Source organism: Streptomyces sp. iso_384 (assembly GCF_056172905.1).
On sequence record NZ_JBWBTT010000001.1, the window covers coordinates 7,614,643 to 7,636,066 of the forward strand.

Sequence of the window (21,424 nt, forward strand, 5' to 3'; positions counted from 1 at the left end):
ACGGACCCCGCTCCGGGAGCCCGGGGCGGGGAACCGTACCTTTGAGGGGTGTACCGGTTCCTGCTGACCCCGCGATGGTGGGGGATCAACCTCTTCGTCGTGCTGGCCATCCCGTTCTGCGTGTTCATGGGCACCTGGCAGCTCGGCCGCTTCGAGGACCGTGTGCAGTCGCACGAACAGGCGGAGAAAGCACCCGATCCGAGCACCCGGGCCGCGAAACCCCTGGACGAGCTGCTGCCCGTCGACAAGGTGACCTCCGGCCGCCCGGCCGTCGCCACCGGCACGTACGCCGACCAGTTCCTGGTACCCGGCCGTGAGCTGGACGACCGGCAGGGCTTCTACGTCCTGAGCCTGCTGCGTACGGACAGCGGCAAGGCTCTGCCGGTGGTACGGGGCTGGCTGCCCGGTTCCGCGAGCGACACCCGGGTGCCCGCCGCGCCGAAGGGCGAGGTCACGGTGACCGGCGACCTCCAGGCCTCCGAGAACACCAACAGCGACGGCGTCAACGTCCGGGGCGGGCTGCCCGATGGCCAGATCGGCATGATCAGCGCCGCGACCCTGGTGAACCTCGTCCCGTACGACGTCTACGACGCCTGGGTGACGCTGCCCGAGGCCGAGGCGGGCGGTACGGGCGGTGCGATGAAGCCCGTGCCCGCGGCGGCCCCGCAGGGCAGCGGCCTCGATCTGAAGGCCTTCCAGAACCTGGGCTACACGGGCGAGTGGTTCGTCTTCGCCGGCTTCGTGCTCTTCATGTGGTTCCGGCTGGTGCGCCGCGAGGCCGAGGCCGTGCGCGACATCGCACTCGGCCTCGTCCCGGAGGAGCCCGCCACCGAGGAGGCGGCGACGGCCCCGAAGGCCTCGGACGCCCCGGAGGCCTCGGACGCCCCGGAGGCCCCGGCCGAGCCTGCTTCGGCCCCGAAGGGCCCGGAGGGCTCCGCGGCGGCGGACGACGACCGCGACGGCCCGTCCTCGCCGGACTACGACGTGGCGAGCACGCCCGTGCGGTAGATCGTGCCCGAGCAGGCGTTGGGAATCTTCGTCTCCGCGGTGGGCGCTCCCGTCTCCGGGGTGTGGGTCACCGCGACACTGCCCTCCGCCGTGCCCCCGCCGTCCTCCTGAAGCCACTGCGCCTCGACGCCGGACTGGTCGCTGCCCTCGCCGACCGAACCTCCCGCGCCGTCCGCCGACGGGGTCGGCGTCGGTGATGGGCCCGTGGTCGGGCAGGTGTCGGTCGGCACCCAGGCGAACTTGACCTCGTACGCCATGGCCGGCTTCAGCGCCACCGTGCCCGGCTCCTGCGAGGGGTCGGGCAGACCGGGGGCCGCGTCGCCCGCGGCGTGCTGGACGACGCCGATCTTCAGCGGGTCGGCCGCGCCGAGGGCCGTGACGCCCACCGTGCCGTTGCTGCTGACCGTGCACTCCTTGGCGGAGATGTTGGCGATCTTGAAGCTTCCGTAGACCGTGCCGTCGGCCCCCGGTGCGTCGGTGCCGGCGGAGGCGACGCCGAGCTGGCTCGGGTCGCAGACCGGCAGGGACGCGAAGTCCACGCGCGGGGAGTCGGGCTCCTCGTCCTTCTCCGCCCCCTCGGGGTCACCGCCCCGGCCTTCGGACGGGCTGGGATCCGGGTCGGCCTCGCCGACACCGCCCTCGCTCTCGCGCTCGGTGGGCTGCACGGTCCGCCGGCCGGGCTCCTCCGGGCCGCTCTCGTCCCCGTTGCCGCCCTGGGCCTGCTCGCCGTGTCCGGCGATGGCGGGGCTGGCGGTGGTCTGGCCGTCGGAGGCCGCGACGTGGACGAAGGCGGGGACGGCGGTGCCGATCAGCAGGGCCGCAGCGGCCGCCCCGACGACGGCCTGCCGCCGCCTGGCGCGGCGGGCGGGGACGGCCCGGTGGAGATGGTCCAGGGTCCCCTCGGAGGGGCTGATGTCGCGCACCGCGCCCTGCAGCATGCGGCGCAGGGCCACCTCGTCCAGCTCGTCGGCCGTGGGCGCGGACCGATCGGCGGCGAAGAGGTCGGTCAGGGTGGCGAGGACATCGTCGTCGGGCGCCCCGGGGGCATCGTCGGCGCCGAGCCCGGACTTCGCGGCCTTCCCCGCAGCGGCACCGGGCCTGGGCTTCGGGTCGGACTTCGCGGCGGCGTCAGCGGCATCAGGCCCGGACCCGGACCCGGACTTCGCGTCAGCGTCGGCACGGGACTGCGTACCGTCCTCCGCACCCGAACCCGCAGTCGCCGTCGCATCCACACTCGCGCCCGCACCCGGCCCCGCGTCCCGCTCGTCCGGCTCGGGTCCCGCGCTACCGGCGTGCGGGCGGTCCGGATCTGTGTGCGGAGTCTTCTCCGGCCCGTGGTTCACCATTCCGTTTCCCGTCGGGTCGTTCTCGTGCCTGTGCTCGGGTCCCCGTTCGGGGCGCTGGTCGGGCCCGCTCATGCCTGGGCCTCCATAACGACGCGCAGGGCCGCGATGCCCCGGGAACCGTACGCCTTGACCGACCCCAGCGAGATACCCAGCGTCTCGGCGACCTGGGCCTCCGTCATGTCCGCGAAGTAGCGCAGCACCAGCACCTCGCGCTGGCGTCGCTGGAGCCCCTTCATGGCCTTGATCAGCGCGTCCCGCTCCAGCTGGTCGTAGGCGCCCTCCTCCGCGCTCGCCATGTCCGGCATCGGCTTGGAGAGCAGCTTCAGCCCGAGGATGCGGCGGCGCAGCGCGGAACGCGAGAGGTTGACGACGGTCTGGCGCAGATACGCGAGGGTCTTCTCCGGTTCGCGGACCCGGTTGCGCGCGGAGTGCACGCGGATGAACGCCTCCTGCACCACGTCCTCGCAGGACGCCGTGTCGTCCAGCAGCAGGGCCGCGAGACCGAGCAGGGAGCGGTAGTGGGCGCGATAGGTCTCGGTGAGATGGTCGACCGTGGTTCCAGCTGCCACCGACTCTTCAGCACCCCCGCGCTGCGAGGGCAACGAGGCCGGTCGCGCGGCGGGCATGGGCGCGATCACCGGCATGCCGCCGCGCGCGCGGGGCCGCCGGAGCGGACGCACCGAAGCGCCTCGCAACGGGCCCACCACTGTGATGTCGAGAACCTCTGCCACGCCTGTTGGACACGCTGCCCCCCGTCAGGGTTGTACGCGGACGGCGCCACGTTCGACGCTGTGCGACATGCCCTCATACATACCTGCTCTTCCCCAAATGCCCCGTAATGACGTCCGGCCACGCAGAAGTGACCGCATAGACGCCGCCCGGCCGAGATGCGGTTGCGAAAGGCCGGGAGATCATCGTCGGATACGACAACGCCCCAGCTCAAGAGGTTCAGACCAGTTAATTGCTCACAGGGCGTTCACAGATCCTACAAAAAAGATTCGATCACGCTCGGGGAAATTCGGCGGCGACCGATTCGGCGATCTGCGCCACGTTCAAAGCCGCACCTTTTCGGAGATTGTCCCCGCAAAGGAACATTTCCAGGGCGCGCGGTTCGTCCATCGACCGCCGGACGCGGCCCACCCAGGTCGGATCGGTGCCGACCACATCGGACGGGGTGGGAAAGTCTCCGGACGCCGGGCTGTCGAAGAGCACCACGCCCGGGGCGGTCGCCAGGATCTCGTGCGCCTTGTCGACGGCGACCTCGTTCTCGAAGCGGGCGTGGACGGACATCGAGTGCGTGGCGACGACGGGGACGTACACACAGGTCGCCGTGGTCCGCAGATCCGGCAGGCCGAGCACCTTGCGGCACTCCTCGCGGATGGCGATCTCCTCGGAGGACCAGCCGCCGCCGGCGTCCGTACCGGCCCAGGGCACGACGTTCAGGGCGATGGGTGCGGCGAAGGGGCTGTCCGCCGCGGACGCCTCGTCACCGAGGGCCCGCCGTACGTCCCCGGGGTGGGTGCCGAGATCCGTACCGGCCACCAGGGCCAGTTGCTCGCGCAGGGCCGCGACCCCGTCCCGGCCCGCGCCGCTGACCGCCTGGTAGGAGGAGACGATCAGCTCGCGCAGCCCGAACTCGGCGTGCAGCGCGCCGACCGCGACGATCAGCGACAGCGTGGTGCAGTTCGGGGACGCGACGATGCCGCGCGGCCGGAGCCGTGCGGCATGGGGGTTGATCTCGGGGACGACGAGCGGCACGTCGTCGTCGAGCCGGAAGGCCGCCGAGTCGTCGATGACGACGACGCCCTTGGCGGCGGCGATCGGGGCCCAGTGGGCGGACACCTCGTCCGGCACCAGGAAGAGCGCCACGTCGACGCCGTCGAACACGTCCTCGGCGAGTGCGAGGACCTCGCTCTCCTCACCGCGCACGACCAGCTTCCGGCCGGCCGAGCGCGGTGAGGCGACGAGTCTGACCTCGCCCCAGACATCCGCGTGCTGCGAGAGGATCCGGAGCATGACACCGCCGATCGCCCCAGTCGCGCCGACGACCGCGAGCGAAGGGCGGCGTCCGGTCATCGGCCGGTGCCTCCGTAGACGACGGCCTCGTCGGAGTCGCTGTCGAGACCGAAGGCGGTGTGCACGGCGCGCACGGCCTCGTTGACGTCGTCGGCGCGGGTGACCACCGAGATACGGATCTCGGAGGTCGAGATCAGCTCGATGTTCACGCCCGCGTCGGACAGCGCCTCGAAGAATCCGGCCGTGACGCCCGGGTTGGTCTTCATACCGGCGCCGACCAGGGAGATCTTCGCGATCTGGTCGTCGTAACGGAGCGATTCGAAGCCGATGGAGCCCTTGGTCCGCTCCAGGGCGTCGATGGCCTTGCGGCCCTCGGCCTTGGGCAGGGTGAAGGAGATGTCCGTCAGCCCGGTCGACGCGGCGGAGACGTTCTGCACCACCATGTCGATGTTGACCTCGGCGTCCGCGATGGCACGGAAGATCGCGGCCGCCTCGCCCGGCTTGTCCGGGACGCCGACGACGGTGACCTTGGCCTCCGAGACGTCATGGGCGACTCCGGAGATGATCGCGTGCTCCACCTGCTGGTCCCCTTGCGGCTCGTTGCTGACCCAGGTGCCGCGCAGTCCGGAGAAGGACGAGCGGACGTGGATCGGGATGTTGTAACGGCGTGCGTACTCGACGCAGCGGTGCAGCAGCACCTTGGAGCCGGACGCGGCCAGCTCCAGCATGTCCTCGAAGGAGATCCAGTCGATCTTCTTCGCCTTCTTCACGACCCGGGGGTCCGCGGTGAAGACGCCGTCGACGTCGGTGTAGATCTCACAGACCTCGGCTTCCAGCGCGGCGGCCAGCGCGACGGCGGTCGTGTCCGACCCGCCGCGGCCGAGGGTGGTGATGTTCTTGCCCTCCTGGCTCACGCCCTGGAACCCGGCGACGATGGCGATGTTGCCCTCGTCGATCGACGTCCGGATGCGGCCCGGCGTGACGTCGATGATGCGCGCTTTGTTGTGGACCGAGTCGGTGATGACACCGGCCTGGCTGCCCGTGAACGACTGGGCCTCGTGGCCCAGGTTTTTGATCGCCATCGCCAGCAGGGCCATGGAGATCCGCTCACCGGCGGTCAGCAGCATGTCGAATTCACGGCCGGTAGGCATCGGAGACACCTGCTCGGCGAGGTCTATCAACTCGTCCGTCGTGTCGCCCATCGCGGACACCACGACAACCACCTGGTTGCCGTTTCTCTTGGCGTCGACGACTCGCTTGGCGACCCGCTTGATGCCCTCGGCATCGGCTACGGAGGAGCCTCCGTACTTCTGCACGACAAGGCCCACGTGCGCTCCTCGCTCAGTCATTACTGCGGTCGGCTCAGTTTAACGAGCAGCCCGGAATCGACCCGTCCATACCAGATGATGAGATGTCCCGCTCATCACCCGGTACGGCGTGTCGCTCCGAACCGCTCGTACCTGGCTGTTGCCCACCCAGCCCGCGAGCACTCCCGTTTGTGTCCCAGCCCACACCGTCCGCAGGAAATGCGCGAGTCGGGACCCGTCGGACGGATGAGGGGCGAGCCCTCTCATCCGTCCGGCGGGCGCGTCCGCCGCGGCTTACGGCAGCTGCTGTATCTCCGTCTCGGACAGCACACCCTCGTAGGCGTACACGCTGTCCACGACGCCCTTCAGGTGTTCGCCCCAGCCGTCGGCGGTGCGGCCCCGGCCGAGCTGGAGCCCACCGGTGCTCTTCCAGGCGGCGTCGAAGGCCGCGGTGCCGCCGTCGGACTCCGCCCACCCGTCCACGTAGAAGGACACCTCGTTCGCCGGGGCGTCGTACGCGACGGTGACCCGGTGGCCCACGCCGAGGTCCCCGTCGGGCCACTCGATCCGGCGGAGCACGGTCTCCGGCGCACCCGGCTCGTCGGCGTGCGCCAGCACCAGGTCCCAGCTGGAGTTCTCCGGGTCGAAGCGCACCTTGAAGGCGTCGCCGTGCTCCCCGCCCTGGGAGATCGCCGTCATCGGCCCCGCGGGGGCGTCGTCGGTGAGCCGGACGCGGGCGCTGACGGTGAAGCTCCCGGAGATGTCGACCACCGGGGCGTCCGTGGCCGCGTGGCCCGAGACTCCGTCGAGACGCAGGTGCCCGTCACCCTCCAGCGGCCAGTCCTGGCCGCACTCCTGGTCCAGCGGGTCGCAGGGGTCGTCGAGGCGGAAGACCGAGGCCCCGGCGCCCAGCTTCAGCGGCGCCCCGCCGCCCGACTCCGGGGCGAGGCCGCCCGGCGCGGTGTCGAGCGCCCAGTGGCCGACGCGCCGCGCGGCACGGGTCGCGAGGGCCGTCAGCTCCTCCGGAACCACGATCCGGTCGTACGCCCGTACGTCACCGATCTCGCCCTGCCAGCGGTCGCGGTAGCCCCGCGCCCCGCGCGCCCGGCCGATCTGGAAGTCGCCCTCGCCCGCCACGGGGACGGCGGCCGTCTCCTCGCCGACCGCGCGGCCGTTCACGTACAGCCGGGCCGTGCCGGTCCCGGCGTCGTACTGGCCGAGCACGTACGCCCAGTCATCGGTCTCGGGCAGCCCGCCCGTGACCCGCGCCCCGCCGACGGCGAACGACCACGCGGGGGCCGTACCGGCCTGCGTCAGCCCGAGCGCGAAGGCACGCCCCGTGCCCGAGTCCTGCGAGAGGACCGTACGGGTGCCGTCCACGCGCGCCGGCCGCACCCAGCCGCCGACGGCGAAGTCCTTCGCGGTGTCGGCGACGACCGGGGCGCCCGGGGTCAGGAAGCCGTGGCCCGTTCCGTCGAGCGAGGCGGTGGAGGTGAGCGGGGTGCCGGAGGGCGCGGGCGCGCCGAACGCGACTCCCGCACCGGCCCGGGCCGCGGTGCCGTTCTCGGCGGCGGCCGAACGGGAACCCGTCGCGTCGGCGAGCTTCCACCGGGCCACCGGGGCGGGCCCTTCCCCGATCCGGAACGTGTAGTCGGTGGGCAGGCCGCGGTTGCCGGCCCGGTCCTGCGCCTGTACGGAGAGGGTCTGGACGCCGGACTTCTTCGGCACGAAGCTGATCTCGGCCGAACCGTCGGGCCGGACGTCGGCCATGCGCGGCAGCTCACCGTTGAAGGAGTAGGCGAATCCGACGATGTCCCCGCCCTGCGCCGTGAAGCGGAAGGTCCCCCGGACCCCGGCGCCGGGCGTCCACGTGTCGTCGTCCGGATAGTCGGAGGAGGTGACGACGGGGGCGTCGGGGTGGGTGCGGTCGTACACGAACTCGCAGGGCGCGCCCGGCCCTTCGCTGCTCCAGGCGGAGGCACCCGCGTCGTTGACGGCCCGCACCCGCCAGGACACGACGGTCTCGTCGGGGATGGTGCTCGGCAGCTGCCAGCTGAACGGGGCGGTGTCGAGCATCGTGCTGGTGGTCGTGGTCACCCGCTCCTCGACGCCGCCCTCGCCCTGCCACCACGCCTCGAACTCGCCCCGGACCTTGCTCGCTTCACCGGGCTGCCCGCCGCCGGGCCCGTACAGCCGCGCCGTCACCCGCGGCACGGACCCCACGTACGGCCGTTCCCCGCCGGATACGCACGCCGAGTTCTCCGTCGCCAGATCGGCGACCTGCGGCTGCCTCGGCAGCCCGTCACCCGCCGCCGCCAGTACGGTGCCCGGCGTCGCCAGCACCGTCCCGGCGGCGATCGTCGCCGCGACGGCAGCCCGTCTCGCTCGTCCCGCCCGTCTCTGTCCCGTACGTCCTGTCATGCGCGTTGCCCTCCCCTGTCCGGCCCTTGAAGATCGAAGATCAAGAGCTGAGGGAGACTAACAACCGCACGCGCCGGCCACCCCCGGATATCCGCCCCGGATTCCGCACGCCGGGGCGACCGGGCCGGCCCGCCGTCAGTTGGGCCGTCGGCCGTTCACTCCGGAGCCTGTTCCCTCAAACGCGGTTGAGGACAAGAGGTCACCGACCTGACGCTCAGGCCGCCCCGACCGTCCGGTCCCCGTACTCGATGGACACCATCAGTCGGCGTACTCCTTGAGCTTCTCGGTGTCGAGCGCGAAGCCGACCGGCTCGGGCAGCTCGACGACCGCACCGAAGGGCCGGGTGGTGGCGGACCGGTACACGCCCTCTCCGGCTCGGTGAAGACGGTCACCGAGCACGCCTCGCGGTCGACGAGGAGGTAGACCGGAATACCGGCGGCCGCGTAACCGTCGGGCTTCTCGACCCGGTCGCGCCGTTTGGTGTCGGCGTCGTGGGAGGTGGCTTCCACGGTCATCAGCACGCCGGAGGGGGCCGCCCACTCCCCCGCCCCGGCGAAGTGCTCGTCGGGCACGGGCTTGACCTGGACCTTTCCGTGGATGAACTCCAGCCGCACCAGCTCGGTCGCTCGGCGGGCGAGTTCCTCGAACTCTTCGGTGCTCATCTGGGGCTGGGCGGTGCTCCTGGGGGTCACGACGTCGCCTCCTCGCCTCCGTGGTGCCCCGACTGGGATCTCCTGCACGCTCATCGGCGCGACCTCGGGGCCGGAAGGACCGGGCGGGCCGCCGTGGCCGAGCGGAGTTCGGCCATGCGGGCGGCCACGTCGACCTCGGCGCGCGGGCGGGCCAGGAAGGTGTCGGGTACGTCGCCGGTCAGGCCCGCCGCCTCGTCGCGGGCGATCGCCTCCTTGCAGTCGAGGCATACGCCGTGGTCCAGCGTGGTCGTCGTCTCGTCCTCGTCGCAGAAGAGGCACATCATCACGACCCCTACGATCTGCTCTCGCGGGTGGTCCTTCTCCTGCTGCGGGGCGGGGCTCGGCGGCATCTTGGTCTCCAGTCGTTTACGGAGGAGGGGTCCGGCGGAGTGCACGGGCTCCGGCAGGCCCGAGGTCAGGGCCCGGGTGATCTGTTCGCGGCCGGCGCCGCGCGCCAGCCACTCCCCGACCAGGTGTTCCAGCTGCACGCAGTCGCCCTCGGAGAGCTGGAGCCGGGGCTCACGGCGGCCGAGCCCGGCGAGGACGTCGTACGCCTCCGAGCGCGGGGCGCGTACGCCGGGCTCGGGGCGCGGTTCCCCGGCTGTTTCCGTCGATGCGGATACGGCAGCGGGCGCGGCCGGCTGCCCCGGCGCGTCCATGCCCCGGACGAACCGCACATGGGCGGCCCACCAGGTGGCATCGCGGGCGGTGCGGGAGAAGTACGTACGCGTCACCCAGCGCATCTGGCCGTCGGCCACGGTGACATGGACCTTGATGCGACGGAGGTGCCCGGCCCGGGTCAGCCGGTCGAGCGCGCTGCGGCACGCCTGCTGCCCGTAGTCCGGCAACTCCTCGGCGAGCACCTTGTAGCCGATCGCCGCGCCTTCGGGGAGCCGGTCGATGTACGCGGCGATGGCCGCCTCACGCGGTTCCAGACCGGCGAAGTCGGCGGCGCGGGGCGGGGCCTGGTCGGGGGCGTCGCGCTTTCCGTACCCGACTTTCGCCATGGGGTGGGCGGGAGCGCGCAGGGCAGCACTAAGGTTGGCAGCAGCCATGGGGATCGCCTTTCTACGGGCGTCGATCTCTGACGGTCAGACCCCGGTCGGTGTTGTGAGCACCACCGGGGTTGTCCGTTTTACGGATTGTGGGTTGCTGTTCGTGAACCTAGAGCGTGCATACGCTCCGGCGCAACCTGATCACCTAACGTCATTTCTGGTCGAACTCGCGCAGCTCGCAGCGGAGTTCGGAACCTGACCAGGAAGGGAGGGTGGGTGGGTTGAACCTCACCACCCATTCCTGCAAAGAGGGCTCGGAGCCCGGGGCTCGCGGCCCGGGGCTCGCGACTCGGGGCTTGAGCCTCGGGCGGGCCTGCGGGATTCCGCCCGGGCCGGGTCCGCACGCTGCCGGCGTCTCCACGTCGAGGGCCTGGGTGCTCGGCGGGATCGAGGTGGTGAAAGCCGATCCAGGACGGGCCGCGTCGCTGAAGCCCGCGCCGGACGGGGCGTGTTCGCTCATGGGGCTGCCCGCCGTCCACCCTGCCGACATCGCCTCGGCGGCCCGGGCCGCACCGACCGGCCCGGGTCACCGGCTCGCCCCGCCCGGCCCTACCGCCGCTGGGCCGAGGAGAACGCCAACGCGTACCGGTGAGACCGGGCGGGGGCGCCGACGCGTACCGGTGAGACCGGGCGGGGACGCCTGCCCGGTCCGGCGGGGACGCCGGCCCGGCTGCTTCACCGGGGCGTGGTCGCCCGCTACTTCACCGGCCGCAGGCCCAGCGGTCCCGCGATCTCCTGGAGCATCACGCGGCCCGCCTCCTCGGCGAGGTCGTCCTCGCCCGGGTCCTGGTCGGTGTCCAGGCCGTCCAGCTCCTCCAGGGGCTGGCCGAGGCGGATGTGGGCGACCAGGGACTGGAGGGCGCGGAGGGTGGCGGAGGCGGTGGAACCCCAGTTGGAAAAGTACGAGAACTGCCACCACCACAGCGCCTCGGCGGTGCGCTCGGCGTCGTAGTGCGCGAGGCCGTGGCCGAGGTCGGTGACCAGGTCGGCCAGGTCGTCGGAGATCCGGTGCGGGACCGGGGCCTTGCGGGGCTCGTACGGGTCGAAGACCTCGGAGTAGACGTCGATCGGCTCCAGCAGCGCCGCGAACCGCTCGCGCAGGCCGTCCGCGTCCGGCTCCGCGCCGAGGTCCGGTTCGTACCGCTCGTCGGGCAGGACGTCCTCGTACGCGCCGAGGCGGCCGCCCGCGAGCAGGAGCTGCGAGACCTGGAGGAGCAGGACCGGAACGGCCTCTTCCGGCTCGTTGACCTTGGACACCTCGGTGACCGCGACGATGAACGTCTTGATCTGGTCCGCGATCTGGACGGCGAAGTCGCCCGGGTCCTGCGTGACGGAGTTCAGCGTGGCGTCAGACATCGAGGGGACCTCCCGTGGGCGCGGTCACAGACGGTGAAGTGAAGGGCGGTACGTGTGAGGGCCGGGGGTGCACGGCGGTGGCGTCAGACATCCAGCAGCCGCCTCCCCTCGAAGGCGCGGCCCAGAGTGACCTCGTCGGCGTACTCCAGGTCGCCGCCGACCGGCAGGCCGCTGGCCAGCCGGGTCACCTTGAGGCCCATGGGCTTGACCATCCGCGCCAGGTACGTGGCGGTGGCCTCGCCCTCCAGATTGGGGTCGGTCGCGAGGATCAGCTCCGTGATGGAGCCGTCCGCGAGCCGCGCCAGCAGCTCGCGGATGCGCAGGTCGTCCGGGCCGACGCCCTCGATGGGGCTGATCGCCCCGCCCAGGACGTGGTAGCGGCCCCGGAACTCACGCGTCCGCTCGATCGCGACGACATCCTTGGGCTCCTCGACCACACAGATGACGCTCCGGTCGCGGCGCGCGTCCCGGCAGATCCCGCACTGCTCCTGCTGCGCGACATTGCCGCACACAGCGCAGAACCGGACCTTGTCCTTGACCTCCAGGAGGGCGTGCGCGAGCCGGCGTACGTCCGTGGGCTCGGCCTGCAGGATGTGGAAGGCGATCCGTTGCGCGCTCTTGGGACCGACGCCGGGCAGCCTGCCCAGTTCGTCGATGAGGTCCTGAACAACGCCTTCGTACAACGGAACGCCTTTCTTTTCTTCCTGCTCCGTACCGTAGTGGGTACGGGTCGGTACCTGTAGGCCCCGTGGGGCCCGGCTCACTCCGGTCCGGTCAGAACGGCAGGCCGGGGATGCCGCCACCGCCGCCCAGGCCCTGCGCCAGCGGGCCGAGCTTCTCCTGCTGGAGCGCCTGCGCGTTCTCGTTGGCCGCCTGGACGGCCGCGACGACGAGATCGGCGAGCGTCTCGGTGTCCTCCGGGTCCACCGCCTTCGGGTCGATCACCAGGGCGCGGAGCTCGCCGGAACCGGTCACGGTGGCCTTCACGAGACCACCGCCCGCCTGTCCGTCGACCTCGGTCCTGGCCAGTTCCTCCTGGGCCGCGGCGAGGTCCTGCTGCATCTTCTGGGCCTGCTGGAGCAACTGCTGCATATTGGGCTGGCCACCACCGGGAATCACGGTCACTCCTGGCATTTCGACGACAAATGTTTCGGTAAGCCGAGCCTACGTGCTCCCCGGTCACCGCGCTCCACCCGCCGGGGACCAACTCTTTCGGGTGAGATTCCGGACCCGGCGTGCATGCTCCTATACCTGACCAGCGGCCGTGTGCAGGCGGGAATCCCGCGATTTCGACCCCACGGCCCACCATTCGGCGGTAGGAAGGGCATGCACATCGGCACACGAGCGTGCATGTGCGGTAACGCAGAGTTACCCCCTACGCGTCCGTCCCCGTCCGTCCCCGTCCGTCCCCGTCCATCCCCGTCCATCCCCGTCCGTCAGAGTGCAGAGGAGTGCCCCGGTGAGTCAGCCGGAGATGCAGCCCGAGGGGCCGCCCCGCAAGGAGTCCGACGCGGGATCCGGTGAGAACGGAGCTGAGCATTCCGATTCCCGTTCCGCGGCCGGGGCCGAGCGTCGTGCCGGAGATCGTGCCGAGGGCCGCGCCGGAGGGCGCGATCTGACCGGGCGCCCGTTTCCGCTCGGCGACTGGGGCGAACCGGCCGAGCGGCTCGACGAGCTCTACCGCTGGGTCGAGACCGGTGCCCTGGACACCGCCGACTGGTATCTGAACGACCGGATCCGGAAGCGACGGGCCGCCAGGGCCCTGCGGATGGGCACCGCCGCCGGGGTGGTCGCCGGGGCCGCGCTGCCGCTGCTCGACCTGACCGGCACGCTGAGCGGTTCGGCGGGCTGGGGCTATCTGTCGCTGCTGCTGGGGGCCGCCTGTATGGGCTGCGACCGGTATTTCGGCCTCACCTCCGGGTGGATAAGGAACCTCGCCACGGCCCAGGCCGTGCAGCGGCGGCTCCAGGTGCTGCAGTTCGACTGGGCCTCGGAGTGCGTACGGGAGATGCTCGGGCCGACCGAGGGCACGGCCAGCGAGGCGGCCGAGCGGTGCCTGGGGGTGCTGCGGAGGTTCTCGGAGGACATCACCGAGCTGGTGCGGTCGGAGACGGCGGACTGGATGGTGGAGTTCCGGGCCGGGCCCGCGCCGATGGGCATGCAGGCCCTGGCGACGGGGAGCGCGGGCGGGCGGGGGGAGCCGGGGGCTCTGCCGGGGCGGTTCTCGATGCCGTCGGTGGCGGCGCGGCCGAACATGCCGCGGCAGCGACCGCCGGAGTCGCCGCCGCGGTGAGCCGTTTCGGGGGCTCTGCCCCCGGACCCCCGGCCCTCGACCGCCGGTCGGGCTGGATTTCGGCACCCCGGTCCGTGAGGGCTCATGAGGGGTCGAAAGGCCCTAGCTGAAGATGATCATTGAGCCCTGGGCCAGGCTGCGGGTCGCTGCCGCGTGGAGGCCCAGCCAGACGTGGCGTTCCCGGGCGAACGGGCTGTCGTCGTAGGGGACCGGGTCCGCCGGCTGTTCCAGGGTGGTGGGGCCGGCGGGCGGTTGTGGGGCGGCCGGCGGGTTGGCCGGGTCGATGCCGATGGACGGGGCCACGAACTCCAGCTCCCGCAGCAGCCCGTGCGCGGAGCCGAGCGGACCGCCGCCCGCCAGGAGCGCGTCGTCGGAGAGCGGGGCCGGGAAGTCCACCGGGACGTACGCCCCGGCGTGGTCGTAGTGCCAGACCAGGTGCGACTGCTGCGCGCCTTGTTCGAACATCTCCAGGAGCTGCTCGTAGTCGCCGTCGAGACCGGCGACGGGGGTGACCGCGAGGCCGCTCAGCTGGAGCAGATAGGCGCGGCGCAGGAAGTGCAGGGCGTCGTAGTCGAAGCCGGCCACGGGGGCGACGTCCCCGGTGAGGCCCGGCATGTACGCGTAGACGGGGACGGGCGGCAGCCCGGCATCGTTCAACGCCTTGTCGTAGACGGCGATCTCTTCGGCGAACGGATTGTCGGCGCTGTGGCACAGCACATCGACGAGGGGGACCAGCCACAGGTCACAGGCCACGAAGTCTCGCTCTCGGAAGGGTTCGGGCGATCGTCGGGACAGCGTAATGCGGGGCGAACCTCACGCACAGTGCCCCGGCGACTCCGGCGCATCGGGGGCGTTCCTCCCGGCCTCCCCCGCCTCCAGCCGGTCCGCCCAGGCGAGCGCGTGCGCGTAGTAGGAGTGCATGGCGGCGTGGACCTGTTCGTGGTCGCCCCGTGCGATGGCCTCGACCAGCTCCTCGTGGCCGAACCACAGCACGTCCTCGGCCATGCCGTCGCGGCGCAGCCGGTGCACGGCGAACACCCAGGCCTGGACACGGAGCTTGGTGAGGAAGTCGGCGATGTACGGGTTGAGGACGAACTGCCCCAGCTCCCGCCAGAACCGCAGGTCGTACCCGATCAGTACGTCGAGGTCGCCGCCCTTGGCCGCACGGACCGCCTCCGCGGCCCGTCGGCGGATCGAGGCGAGGGCCTCGGGCCGGACGGCGACCCGCTCGGCGGGGTTGCGGAAGAGGCCCTCGACGACGAGGGCGCGGGCCTCGGCCATCGCCCGGTAGTCGGCGACGGTGAACTCGCGCACCTGGAAGCCGCGGTGCTGGTCGGAGGCGAGGAGACCCTGCGCGGAGAGGTCGAAGAGCGCCTCGCGGACGGGCGTCGCGGAGACCCCGTACTGCTCGGCGATCTGCTTGACGGTGAACTCCCGGCCGGGCGGAAGACGCCCCGCGAGCACCTCGTCCCGCAGCGCGTCGGCGATCTGCTGGCGCAGGGTGTTGCGCGTCACACCTCCGCTCGTACCCATGCCGGCCCCCATCCGTCCGTCCCGTCCGCCCCGCTCGCCGGCCGTTTCCGGTGGGGGGTCACTCTGGCTCGGGTCACCTTAAGCCAGCGCCGCCGCCGTGCCCGATTCCGGGCACGGCGGGGAGGCGTACGAGGTCGATCGCGTACGGAATCGGGTGATCCGGTTACCCGGTGTGCGGGCCGGGAGCACGGACGGGGGCGCGGTCGGGGGCGCGGTCGGTCGGACGTGCCGCTCTACACGCCCTGTCCGCCCTGCACCGTGTACGTGTCGGCGACCGAGAGCGCGACGTCCAGGGCCGCGAGCCCTTCCTCGGCCTCGGCCTCGGAGACGTTGCAGGCGGGGACGGCGTGGGTCCGGTTCATGTTGATGAACGGCCACAGTCCCTGCTTCTTCGCCGCCGCGCCGAAGGCGGCCATCGGGGCGGCGGCCTCGCCGGAGGCGTTGTACGGCACCAGCGGCTCGCGGGTCTCCCGGTCGCGGACCAGGTCCAGCGCCCAGAACGCGCCCAGGCCGCGGACCTCGCCGACCGAGGGGTGGCGTTCGGCGAGTTCGCGCAGGCCGGGGCCGAGGACGGTCTCGCCGATCCGGGCCGCGTGCTCGACGACCTTCTCGTCCTCCATCACACCGATGGTGGCGACGGCGGCGGCGCAGGCCAGCGGGTGCCCGGAGTAGGTGAGGCCGCCCGGGTAGGGGCGGGTCTCGAAGGTGGCGGCGATCTCGGCGCTGACGGCGACGCCGCCGAGCGGTACGTAACCGGAGTTGACGCCCTTGGCGAAGGTCAGCAGGTCCGGCACGACGTCGAAGTGGTCGGCGGCGAACCAGGCGCCGGTGCGGCCGAATCCGGCCATCACCTCGTCGAGCACGAAGACGATCCCGTACCGGTCGCAGATCTCGCGCACACCGGCGAGGTAGCCCGGCGGCGGCGTCATGATGCCGGCCGTGCCCGGGATCGTCTCCAGGATGATCGCGGCGATGGTGGCCGGACCCTCGAATGCGAGGGTGTCCTCCAGGTGCTGGAGGGCGCGGGCGCACTCCTCGGCCTCGGTCTGCGCGTGGAACGGCGAGCGGTAGAGGAACGGCGCCCAGAAGCGGACGACGCCCGCCGAGCCGTTGTCGGAGGGCCAGCGGCGCGGGTCGCCGGTGAGGTTGATCGCGGTGGAGGTGGCGCCGTGGTACGAGCGGTAGGCGGAGAGCACCTTCGTACGCCCGGTGTGCAGCCGGGCCATGCGGATGGCGTTCTCGACGGCCTCGGCCCCGCCGTTGGTGAAGAAGATCTTGTCCAGGTCGCCGGGGGTGCGCTCGGCGATGAGGCGTGCGGCCTCGGAGCGCGCCTCGATCGCGAACGCGGGCGCGAAGGTGGCGAGTTTGCCCGCCTGCTCCTGGATCGCGGCGATCACGGTGGGGTGCTGGTAGCCGATGTTGGTGTAGACGAGTCCGCTGGTGAAGTCGAGGTAGCGGTTGCCGTCGTAGTCCCAGAAGTAGGACCCCTCGGCGCCGGCGACGGCGAGCGGGTCGATGAGGCCCTGGGCGGACCAGGAGTGGAACACGTGCGCGCGGTCCGCGGCCTTCACGGCCGCACCGGCCGCGGGGTCGGCGTACGGGGCATGAGGGGCATGAGGGGTCATGCGGCGAGCGTAGGGGCTGGTGGGGCCCGTCTCCATGGCCACCTTGTACGGCCTGGGGCGGATGGATCGGCAAGGTGTCGGGCCCGGGCCCGTTGTTCATCGCCCACCCCCGACCGATTGACAGCATGCTGTCGACATGACAGTCTTCTGTCATCGAGCCGAGGAGGTCATCATGACCAGCAGCAGCAACAGGACCGTGCATCTCGCCGTCTACGACACCTTCGCCGACTGGGAGACCGGGCACACCACCGCACATCTCGCGCAGAACGGCTACACCGTGCGGACCGTGGGCCTCTCCCGGGAGCCGGTGACGACCATGGGCGGCCTGCGCGTCCGGCCCGATCTGTCCTTGGACGAACTACGGTCGCAGGACAGCGCGTTGCTCATCCTGACCGGGGCGGCGGAGTGGGACACGGGCGACGCGCTCGCCCCGTTCGCGCGGGCGGCCCGGGGCTTCCTGGACGCCGGGGTGCCGGTCGCGGCGATCTGCGGGGCGACGGCCGGGCTGGCCCGGGAGGGGCTGCTGGACGGCCGGGCGCACACGAGCGCGGTCTCCTTCTACCTCGCGGCGACGGGGTACGCGGGCGGCGCGAGGTACGTGGACGCGGACGCGGTCACGGACGGCGGGCTGATCACGGCCGGGCCGACGGAGCCGGTGGCGTTCGCACGGGAGGTCTTCGCGCTGCTCGGGGTGTACGACGCGAAGAGGCTGGACGCTTGGTACCGGCTGTTCCACGACTCGGACGCGAGCGCGTACGAGGTGTTGCAGGGTGCGTGAGGGTACGGAGGCGGGTGTGGGCTCGGGCTCGGAGGACGTCCGGGTTCAGCAGGACCTGCTGAGCCGGGCGGCGTTGACGGTGTTCCGGCTGAACGGGCAGTTCCTGTCGGTGGCCGACGAGTTGGCGCGGCCGGGCGGCCTGACGGCGGCGTGGTGGCAGGTGCTGGGGGCGGTGCTGCCGGAGCCGTTGCCGGTGGCGGGGATCGCCCGGGCGATGGGGATCACCCGGCAGAGCGTGCAGCGGATCGCGGACCTGCTGGTCGAGCGGGGGCTCGCGGAGTACGCGGAGAACCCGGCCCACCGCCGCGCGAAGCTGTTGCGGGTGACCGGGGCGGGGCGGGAGGCGGTGTCCCGGATCGGCCCGTCCCACGCGGAGTTCGCCGCGCGGCTGGCAGGGGAGCTGGGGGTGGAGGGGGTGGCGGAGGCGGTGCGGGTGCTGGAGCGGCTGTCGCAGGCCTTGGGCACCCTCACGGCTGCGGACCGGGCCCCTTCGAGCCCAGGCCCGGTCAACCCCGGCCAGGACCGGGACAACCCCAGCCCGGACCCGGCCAACCCCAGTCCGTCCGGCGTTTGAGGACGGAAGCCTCGGGGCGGGGGGCCACCACTCCGGCGCGTCGGGTGCCCACTCCAGCCCGTCCGGCGTTTGAGGACGGAACCCTGCTGGTGTCGGGCTCGGACTGAACGTCTTGGCTCCTCCGGGGCGCCGCCCCCGGTGTGCGCGCCGCCCCCGTCCGATCAACGGTTCCGTCCTCAAGCGCCGGACGGGCTGAGAGATGTGCACCGCCCCTGTCCGGTCAAGGGTTCCGCCCTCAAACGCCGGGCGGGCTGGGGGGGTGCCGGGCGGGTCGAGTCGTGCGGGGGAACCGTCGGGTGGGGTCGGGATGTCCTGGGCGAGGGGGACGGGCGGGGCCGTTCGTGGGGGCGGCGCTATTCTCGTGCGGGCCGTACGGGGAGGAAGCGCACCATGGACAAGCTCGGGTCCGACGACCCGCACCGCATCGGTGCGTACCGTCTCCTCGGCCGCCTGGGCGAAGGCGGCATGGGCCAGGTCTTCCTCGCCCGCTCCGACCGCGGCCGCACCGTGGCCCTCAAAGTCGTCCGCCGCGAGCTCGCCGAGCAGTCCGAGTTCCGCGCCCGCTTCCGCCAGGAGGTCCGTGCCGCGCACCGGGTCGGCGGCGCATGGACCGCACCGGTGCTGGACTCCGACACCGAGGCCCCCGTCCCCTGGGTCGCCACCGGTTACGTCGCCGGGCCCTCGCTCCAGCGCATCGTCTCGGGCCGCCCCGGAGCCCCGGTCGCGGCCGCGGGGGCGTACGGGCCGCTGCCGCCCCGTTCCGTACGCTTCCTCGGGGCCGGGCTCGCCCACGCCCTCCGGCACATCCACGGGGCCGGGCTCATCCACCGGGACCTGAAGCCCTCCAATGTGCTGATGACCATCGACGGGCCCCGGGTCATCGACTTCGGTATCGCCCGCGCCCTGGAGTCCGTGCCCGACGGCGATCTGACCCGCACCGGGGCCCTGGTCGGCTCGCCCGGGTTCATGGCTCCGGAGCAGGTGCGCGGCGAGCGCGTGACCACCGCGTGCGATGTGTTCTGCCTCGGGGCCGTCCTCGCGTACGCCGCGTCGGGCCGGCTGCCGTTCGGTACGGCGGAGAGCGGCGGGGTCCATGCCCTGATGTTCCGGATCGCCCAGGAGGACCCGGACCTGAGCGGCGTACCGGAGGAGCTGGCCGGCCTCGTCCGGGACTGCCTGGCGAAGGAGCCGGCGGCCCGCCCCGGCACCGACGAGATCCTGGCCCGGCTGGGCGAGACGGACGCGGACGAACCCTGGCTGCCCGCCACCCTTATCGCCCAACTCGGCGGCCACGCCGTTGGGTTGCTCGACGCGGAGGACCTGGAGGATCCGGCGGATCCGGAGGGCCGGAGCAGCACGCAGGCCTCACCACCCCCGCAGGCCCCCCGGAGCAGCCAGAGCTCCCCCGCCCGCCCCCCTCACGCCGCCCGGACCGGCCCGATACCGTCGGCCCCCGCGCCCACGCCGATACCGCCGACGGGTCCCGCCGCCCCGGCCGCCCGGACGGAAACCGCCCCGCCGTACCGCCCGTACGCACAGCCCCACCCGTACGCGCAGCCTCACCCGCCCTACGGCCCCACCGCCGAACAGCGCCTCCCCCCGGCCTACTTCGCGCCCACGCCGCCCCCGCCCGTCCGGGAACGCCGCTCCGTCGGGGCCACCGTCGCGCTCATCGCGGTCGCCGTGCTCGTGGCGATAGGGGCAGGCGGATCGGTGTACGCGTTCATGAACGGCGACGGGCCGGGAAAGACCGCCTCACCCGGCCCGTCGGGCTCCGCCGACACCGGCGGCAGCGGTGGGCAGCAGGGCGGCGAGGGCGCCGTACCGCAGGGCTTCCTCGGAACCTGGTCGGGCTCCATACCCGGCGAACAGGGCACGTCCACCCGCACGTTGGCCATCCGGCAGGGCGATGTGGGCGACCAGGTCCTCGCCCTCACCGCCGAGGGGCCCCTCGCCTCCGGCTCCACGTACCACTGCGAGTTCACCGCGCCGCTCGCCGACCGCCCGTCCGGCGACGGCCCCGTCCGCATCGGATCCTCCACGGTGTCCTCCGGCCGCCCGGCCTCCTCCTGTTCCCCCGGAAAGCCCACCGAGCTGACCCTGCTCCCGGACGGCAGCCTGCGCCGGTCCACGGCCGGAACGGGCGAGAGCCTGATCTACACCAAGTCCGGCTGATCCGACCCGGTGCGCGGCCGGCCCTCCCGCGAAGCGGCCGCCCCGGTCCCGGCCCCTCCCGGTCCGGCACAGGAGACCGCAGCGCCCGGGTGATCAGCGCCGCGCCGCGTGGCGACAGGGCGCACCGACCCCGAGCGGCGGGACCGCATCATCGACGCGACGCTGGATCTCATCGTCGACGAGGGCGTCGCGGGCGTCTCGCACCGCAAGGTCGCCGCCCGCGCGGGCGTGCCGCTCGGCTCGATGACGTACCACTTCTCCGGCATGGACGAGCTGCTGCACGAGGCGTTCACCCGGTTCTCCGGCACGATCGTCGCCGTCTTCGAGGAGCGCCTGGGCGCGGCGAGCACCCAGGACGAGGCGCGCGAGGCCGTCGCCGACCTCGTCCACCACCTCTCCGGCGGCAACCAGCGCGAGCTGATCCTCACCCACGAGCTCTACACCCTCGCCGCCCGCCGGCCCGCCTGCCGCGAGCTCACCCGCACCTGGATGGGCCGCAGCCGCCGCGCCCTGGAATGGCACTTCGACCCGGCCACCGCCCGCCGGCTCGACGCGCTCATCGAGGGTCTGTCCATCCATCGCGCCCTGGAGACCGAGCCGCACGACCGCGCCCTGACGGTCGAGGCGATCGCCCGGATCACGGCGCCGGGCCCCGCCGGGCCCCGGAGAACGGAACGCGCCTGAGACCGCTCCAGCCTTCCCTCAGTAGTTGCATGGGCATGTATCTTGTTGCTATCGCAGTCAAGAAGGGGAGCTGTCCGTGACGATCCACCAGCAGCCGCGCGCCGCCTCCGACCAGACCATGTGGGAGGCCGTCCTCGGCCTGCACGCCTTCGTGGAGCGCCGGCTCGCGCACTCCCTTCAGCGCCGCTTCGGCGTCGGCCTCTCCGAGTACCGCGCCCTGGAGGCCCTCACCCGGGCCGAGAGCGGCGAATACCGCATGCAGGAGCTCGCGGACCGCGTCGGCCTGAGCCAGAGCTCCGTGACCCGCCTGGTGGGGCGGCTGGAAAGCGCCGGCTACGCCTACAAGGACCACTGCGCCGACGACAAGCGCGGCGTCTACGCCGTCATCACCGACGAGGGCCGCAAGCACTACCAGGACGCCCGCGCCACGTACGCGGAGATCCTCAGTTCGGCCCTCAACACAGCGAGCACCGACGACCAGCTCGCCCGCGCGGTGCAGGCGCTGCGCGGCGCCGCCGCCTGACACGACCGCGCCGGACGGCGGAGCCCGTCAGCCTCGGG

19 protein-coding genes and 1 pseudogene are annotated in these 21,424 nt (G+C 72.5%); 7 read left to right on the forward strand and 13 right to left on the reverse strand.

Annotated features, from left to right (window positions below; translation table 11 throughout):
* Window positions 1-48 precede the first annotated feature (48 nt).
* Entirely contained in the window at window positions 49-1,008 is a 960-nt protein-coding gene (locus tag AC0VY3_RS34450) for an SURF1 family protein (protein WP_475551469.1), read from the forward strand.
* Here AC0VY3_RS34450 and AC0VY3_RS34455 read toward each other — a convergent pair.
* The 10 genes and pseudogenes from AC0VY3_RS34455 to AC0VY3_RS34500 all read right to left on the reverse strand — a co-directional run bounded on the left by AC0VY3_RS34455 (window position 978) and on the right by AC0VY3_RS34500 (window position 12,320).
* The gene (locus AC0VY3_RS34455) at window positions 978-2,426 is read right to left on the reverse strand and encodes a hypothetical protein (RefSeq protein ID WP_181011005.1); all 1,449 of its coding nucleotides are present in this window, start codon (window positions 2,424-2,426) and stop codon (window positions 978-980) included. The two genes, AC0VY3_RS34450 and AC0VY3_RS34455, sit on opposite strands and share 31 nt — an antisense overlap.
* Window positions 2,423-2,998, reverse strand: coding sequence for a SigE family RNA polymerase sigma factor (locus AC0VY3_RS34460; RefSeq protein WP_103511094.1), 576 nt, complete (start codon window positions 2,996-2,998; stop codon window positions 2,423-2,425). Before AC0VY3_RS34460 ends, AC0VY3_RS34455 begins: the two co-directional genes overlap by 4 nt.
* A gap of 358 nt (window positions 2,999-3,356) precedes the next feature.
* Complete coding sequence (locus AC0VY3_RS34465; protein ID WP_475551470.1) at window positions 3,357-4,430, reverse strand: aspartate-semialdehyde dehydrogenase; 1,074 nt, start codon at window positions 4,428-4,430, stop codon at window positions 3,357-3,359.
* Window positions 4,427-5,698 carry an aspartate kinase gene (locus AC0VY3_RS34470; protein WP_103511092.1) on the reverse strand — a complete coding sequence of 424 codons (1,272 nt, stop codon included), beginning with the start codon at window positions 5,696-5,698 and terminating at the stop codon, window positions 4,427-4,429. The genes AC0VY3_RS34465 and AC0VY3_RS34470 overlap by 4 nt, the downstream gene beginning before the upstream one ends.
* Before the next feature lie 273 nt (window positions 5,699-5,971).
* On the reverse strand, window positions 5,972-8,098 hold the full coding sequence (locus AC0VY3_RS34475) for a LamG-like jellyroll fold domain-containing protein (RefSeq protein ID WP_475551471.1): 2,127 nt from the start codon (window positions 8,096-8,098) through the stop codon (window positions 5,972-5,974).
* Between the two features lie 258 nt (window positions 8,099-8,356).
* Window positions 8,357-8,790, reverse strand: a pseudogene (locus AC0VY3_RS34480) (Uma2 family endonuclease).
* Window positions 8,791-8,840: 50 nt separating this feature from the next.
* Entirely contained in the window at window positions 8,841-9,797 is a 957-nt protein-coding gene (locus AC0VY3_RS34485) for a hypothetical protein (protein WP_475551472.1), read from the reverse strand.
* A 744-nt stretch (window positions 9,798-10,541) separates the two neighbouring features.
* Window positions 10,542-11,201, reverse strand: coding sequence for a DUF5063 domain-containing protein (locus tag AC0VY3_RS34490; protein ID WP_475551473.1), 660 nt, complete (start codon window positions 11,199-11,201; stop codon window positions 10,542-10,544).
* A gap of 83 nt (window positions 11,202-11,284) precedes the next feature.
* Complete coding sequence (gene recR, locus AC0VY3_RS34495) at window positions 11,285-11,884, reverse strand: recombination mediator RecR (protein WP_103511174.1); 600 nt, start codon at window positions 11,882-11,884, stop codon at window positions 11,285-11,287.
* Between the two features lie 91 nt (window positions 11,885-11,975).
* Window positions 11,976-12,320, reverse strand: coding sequence for a YbaB/EbfC family nucleoid-associated protein (locus tag AC0VY3_RS34500; RefSeq protein ID WP_003967515.1), 345 nt, complete (start codon window positions 12,318-12,320; stop codon window positions 11,976-11,978).
* Between the two features lie 340 nt (window positions 12,321-12,660).
* On the opposite strand from AC0VY3_RS34500, the gene AC0VY3_RS34505 reads away from it, so the two are divergent.
* Window positions 12,661-13,494 (forward strand): SLATT domain-containing protein, encoded by an 834-nt coding sequence (locus AC0VY3_RS34505; RefSeq protein ID WP_103511175.1) that lies wholly within the window; start codon window positions 12,661-12,663, stop codon window positions 13,492-13,494.
* Between the two features lie 102 nt (window positions 13,495-13,596).
* On the opposite strand, the gene AC0VY3_RS34510 is transcribed toward AC0VY3_RS34505, so the two are convergent.
* The 3 genes from AC0VY3_RS34510 to AC0VY3_RS34520 all read right to left on the reverse strand — a co-directional run bounded on the left by AC0VY3_RS34510 (window position 13,597) and on the right by AC0VY3_RS34520 (window position 16,652).
* The gene (locus tag AC0VY3_RS34510; protein WP_137235113.1) at window positions 13,597-14,247 is read right to left on the reverse strand and encodes a hypothetical protein; all 651 of its coding nucleotides are present in this window, start codon (window positions 14,245-14,247) and stop codon (window positions 13,597-13,599) included.
* 60 nt (window positions 14,248-14,307) lie between these two features.
* Entirely contained in the window at window positions 14,308-15,027 is a 720-nt protein-coding gene (locus tag AC0VY3_RS34515) for a GntR family transcriptional regulator (protein ID WP_103511185.1), read from the reverse strand.
* A 233-nt stretch (window positions 15,028-15,260) separates the two neighbouring features.
* Entirely contained in the window at window positions 15,261-16,652 is a 1,392-nt protein-coding gene (locus tag AC0VY3_RS34520) for an aminotransferase class III-fold pyridoxal phosphate-dependent enzyme (RefSeq protein ID WP_475551474.1), read from the reverse strand.
* A 172-nt stretch (window positions 16,653-16,824) separates the two neighbouring features.
* On the opposite strand from AC0VY3_RS34520, the gene AC0VY3_RS34525 reads away from it, so the two are divergent.
* The 5 genes from AC0VY3_RS34525 to AC0VY3_RS34545 all read left to right on the forward strand — a co-directional run bounded on the left by AC0VY3_RS34525 (window position 16,825) and on the right by AC0VY3_RS34545 (window position 21,386).
* On the forward strand, window positions 16,825-17,430 hold the full coding sequence (locus AC0VY3_RS34525; protein WP_475551475.1) for a type 1 glutamine amidotransferase family protein: 606 nt from the start codon (window positions 16,825-16,827) through the stop codon (window positions 17,428-17,430).
* Entirely contained in the window at window positions 17,423-18,004 is a 582-nt protein-coding gene (locus tag AC0VY3_RS34530) for a MarR family winged helix-turn-helix transcriptional regulator (protein WP_475551476.1), read from the forward strand. The genes AC0VY3_RS34525 and AC0VY3_RS34530 overlap by 8 nt, the downstream gene beginning before the upstream one ends.
* Window positions 18,005-18,394: 390 nt before the next feature.
* Window positions 18,395-20,179: a serine/threonine-protein kinase gene (locus AC0VY3_RS34535; protein ID WP_475551477.1), complete on the forward strand. Its 1,785-nt coding sequence runs from the start codon at window positions 18,395-18,397 to the stop codon at window positions 20,177-20,179.
* A gap of 108 nt (window positions 20,180-20,287) precedes the next feature.
* Window positions 20,288-20,863: a TetR/AcrR family transcriptional regulator gene (locus tag AC0VY3_RS34540; RefSeq protein WP_475551478.1), complete on the forward strand. Its 576-nt coding sequence runs from the start codon at window positions 20,288-20,290 to the stop codon at window positions 20,861-20,863.
* Between the two features lie 76 nt (window positions 20,864-20,939).
* The gene (locus AC0VY3_RS34545) at window positions 20,940-21,386 is read left to right on the forward strand and encodes a MarR family winged helix-turn-helix transcriptional regulator (RefSeq protein WP_103511181.1); all 447 of its coding nucleotides are present in this window, start codon (window positions 20,940-20,942) and stop codon (window positions 21,384-21,386) included.
* Window positions 21,387-21,424 lie beyond the last annotated feature (38 nt).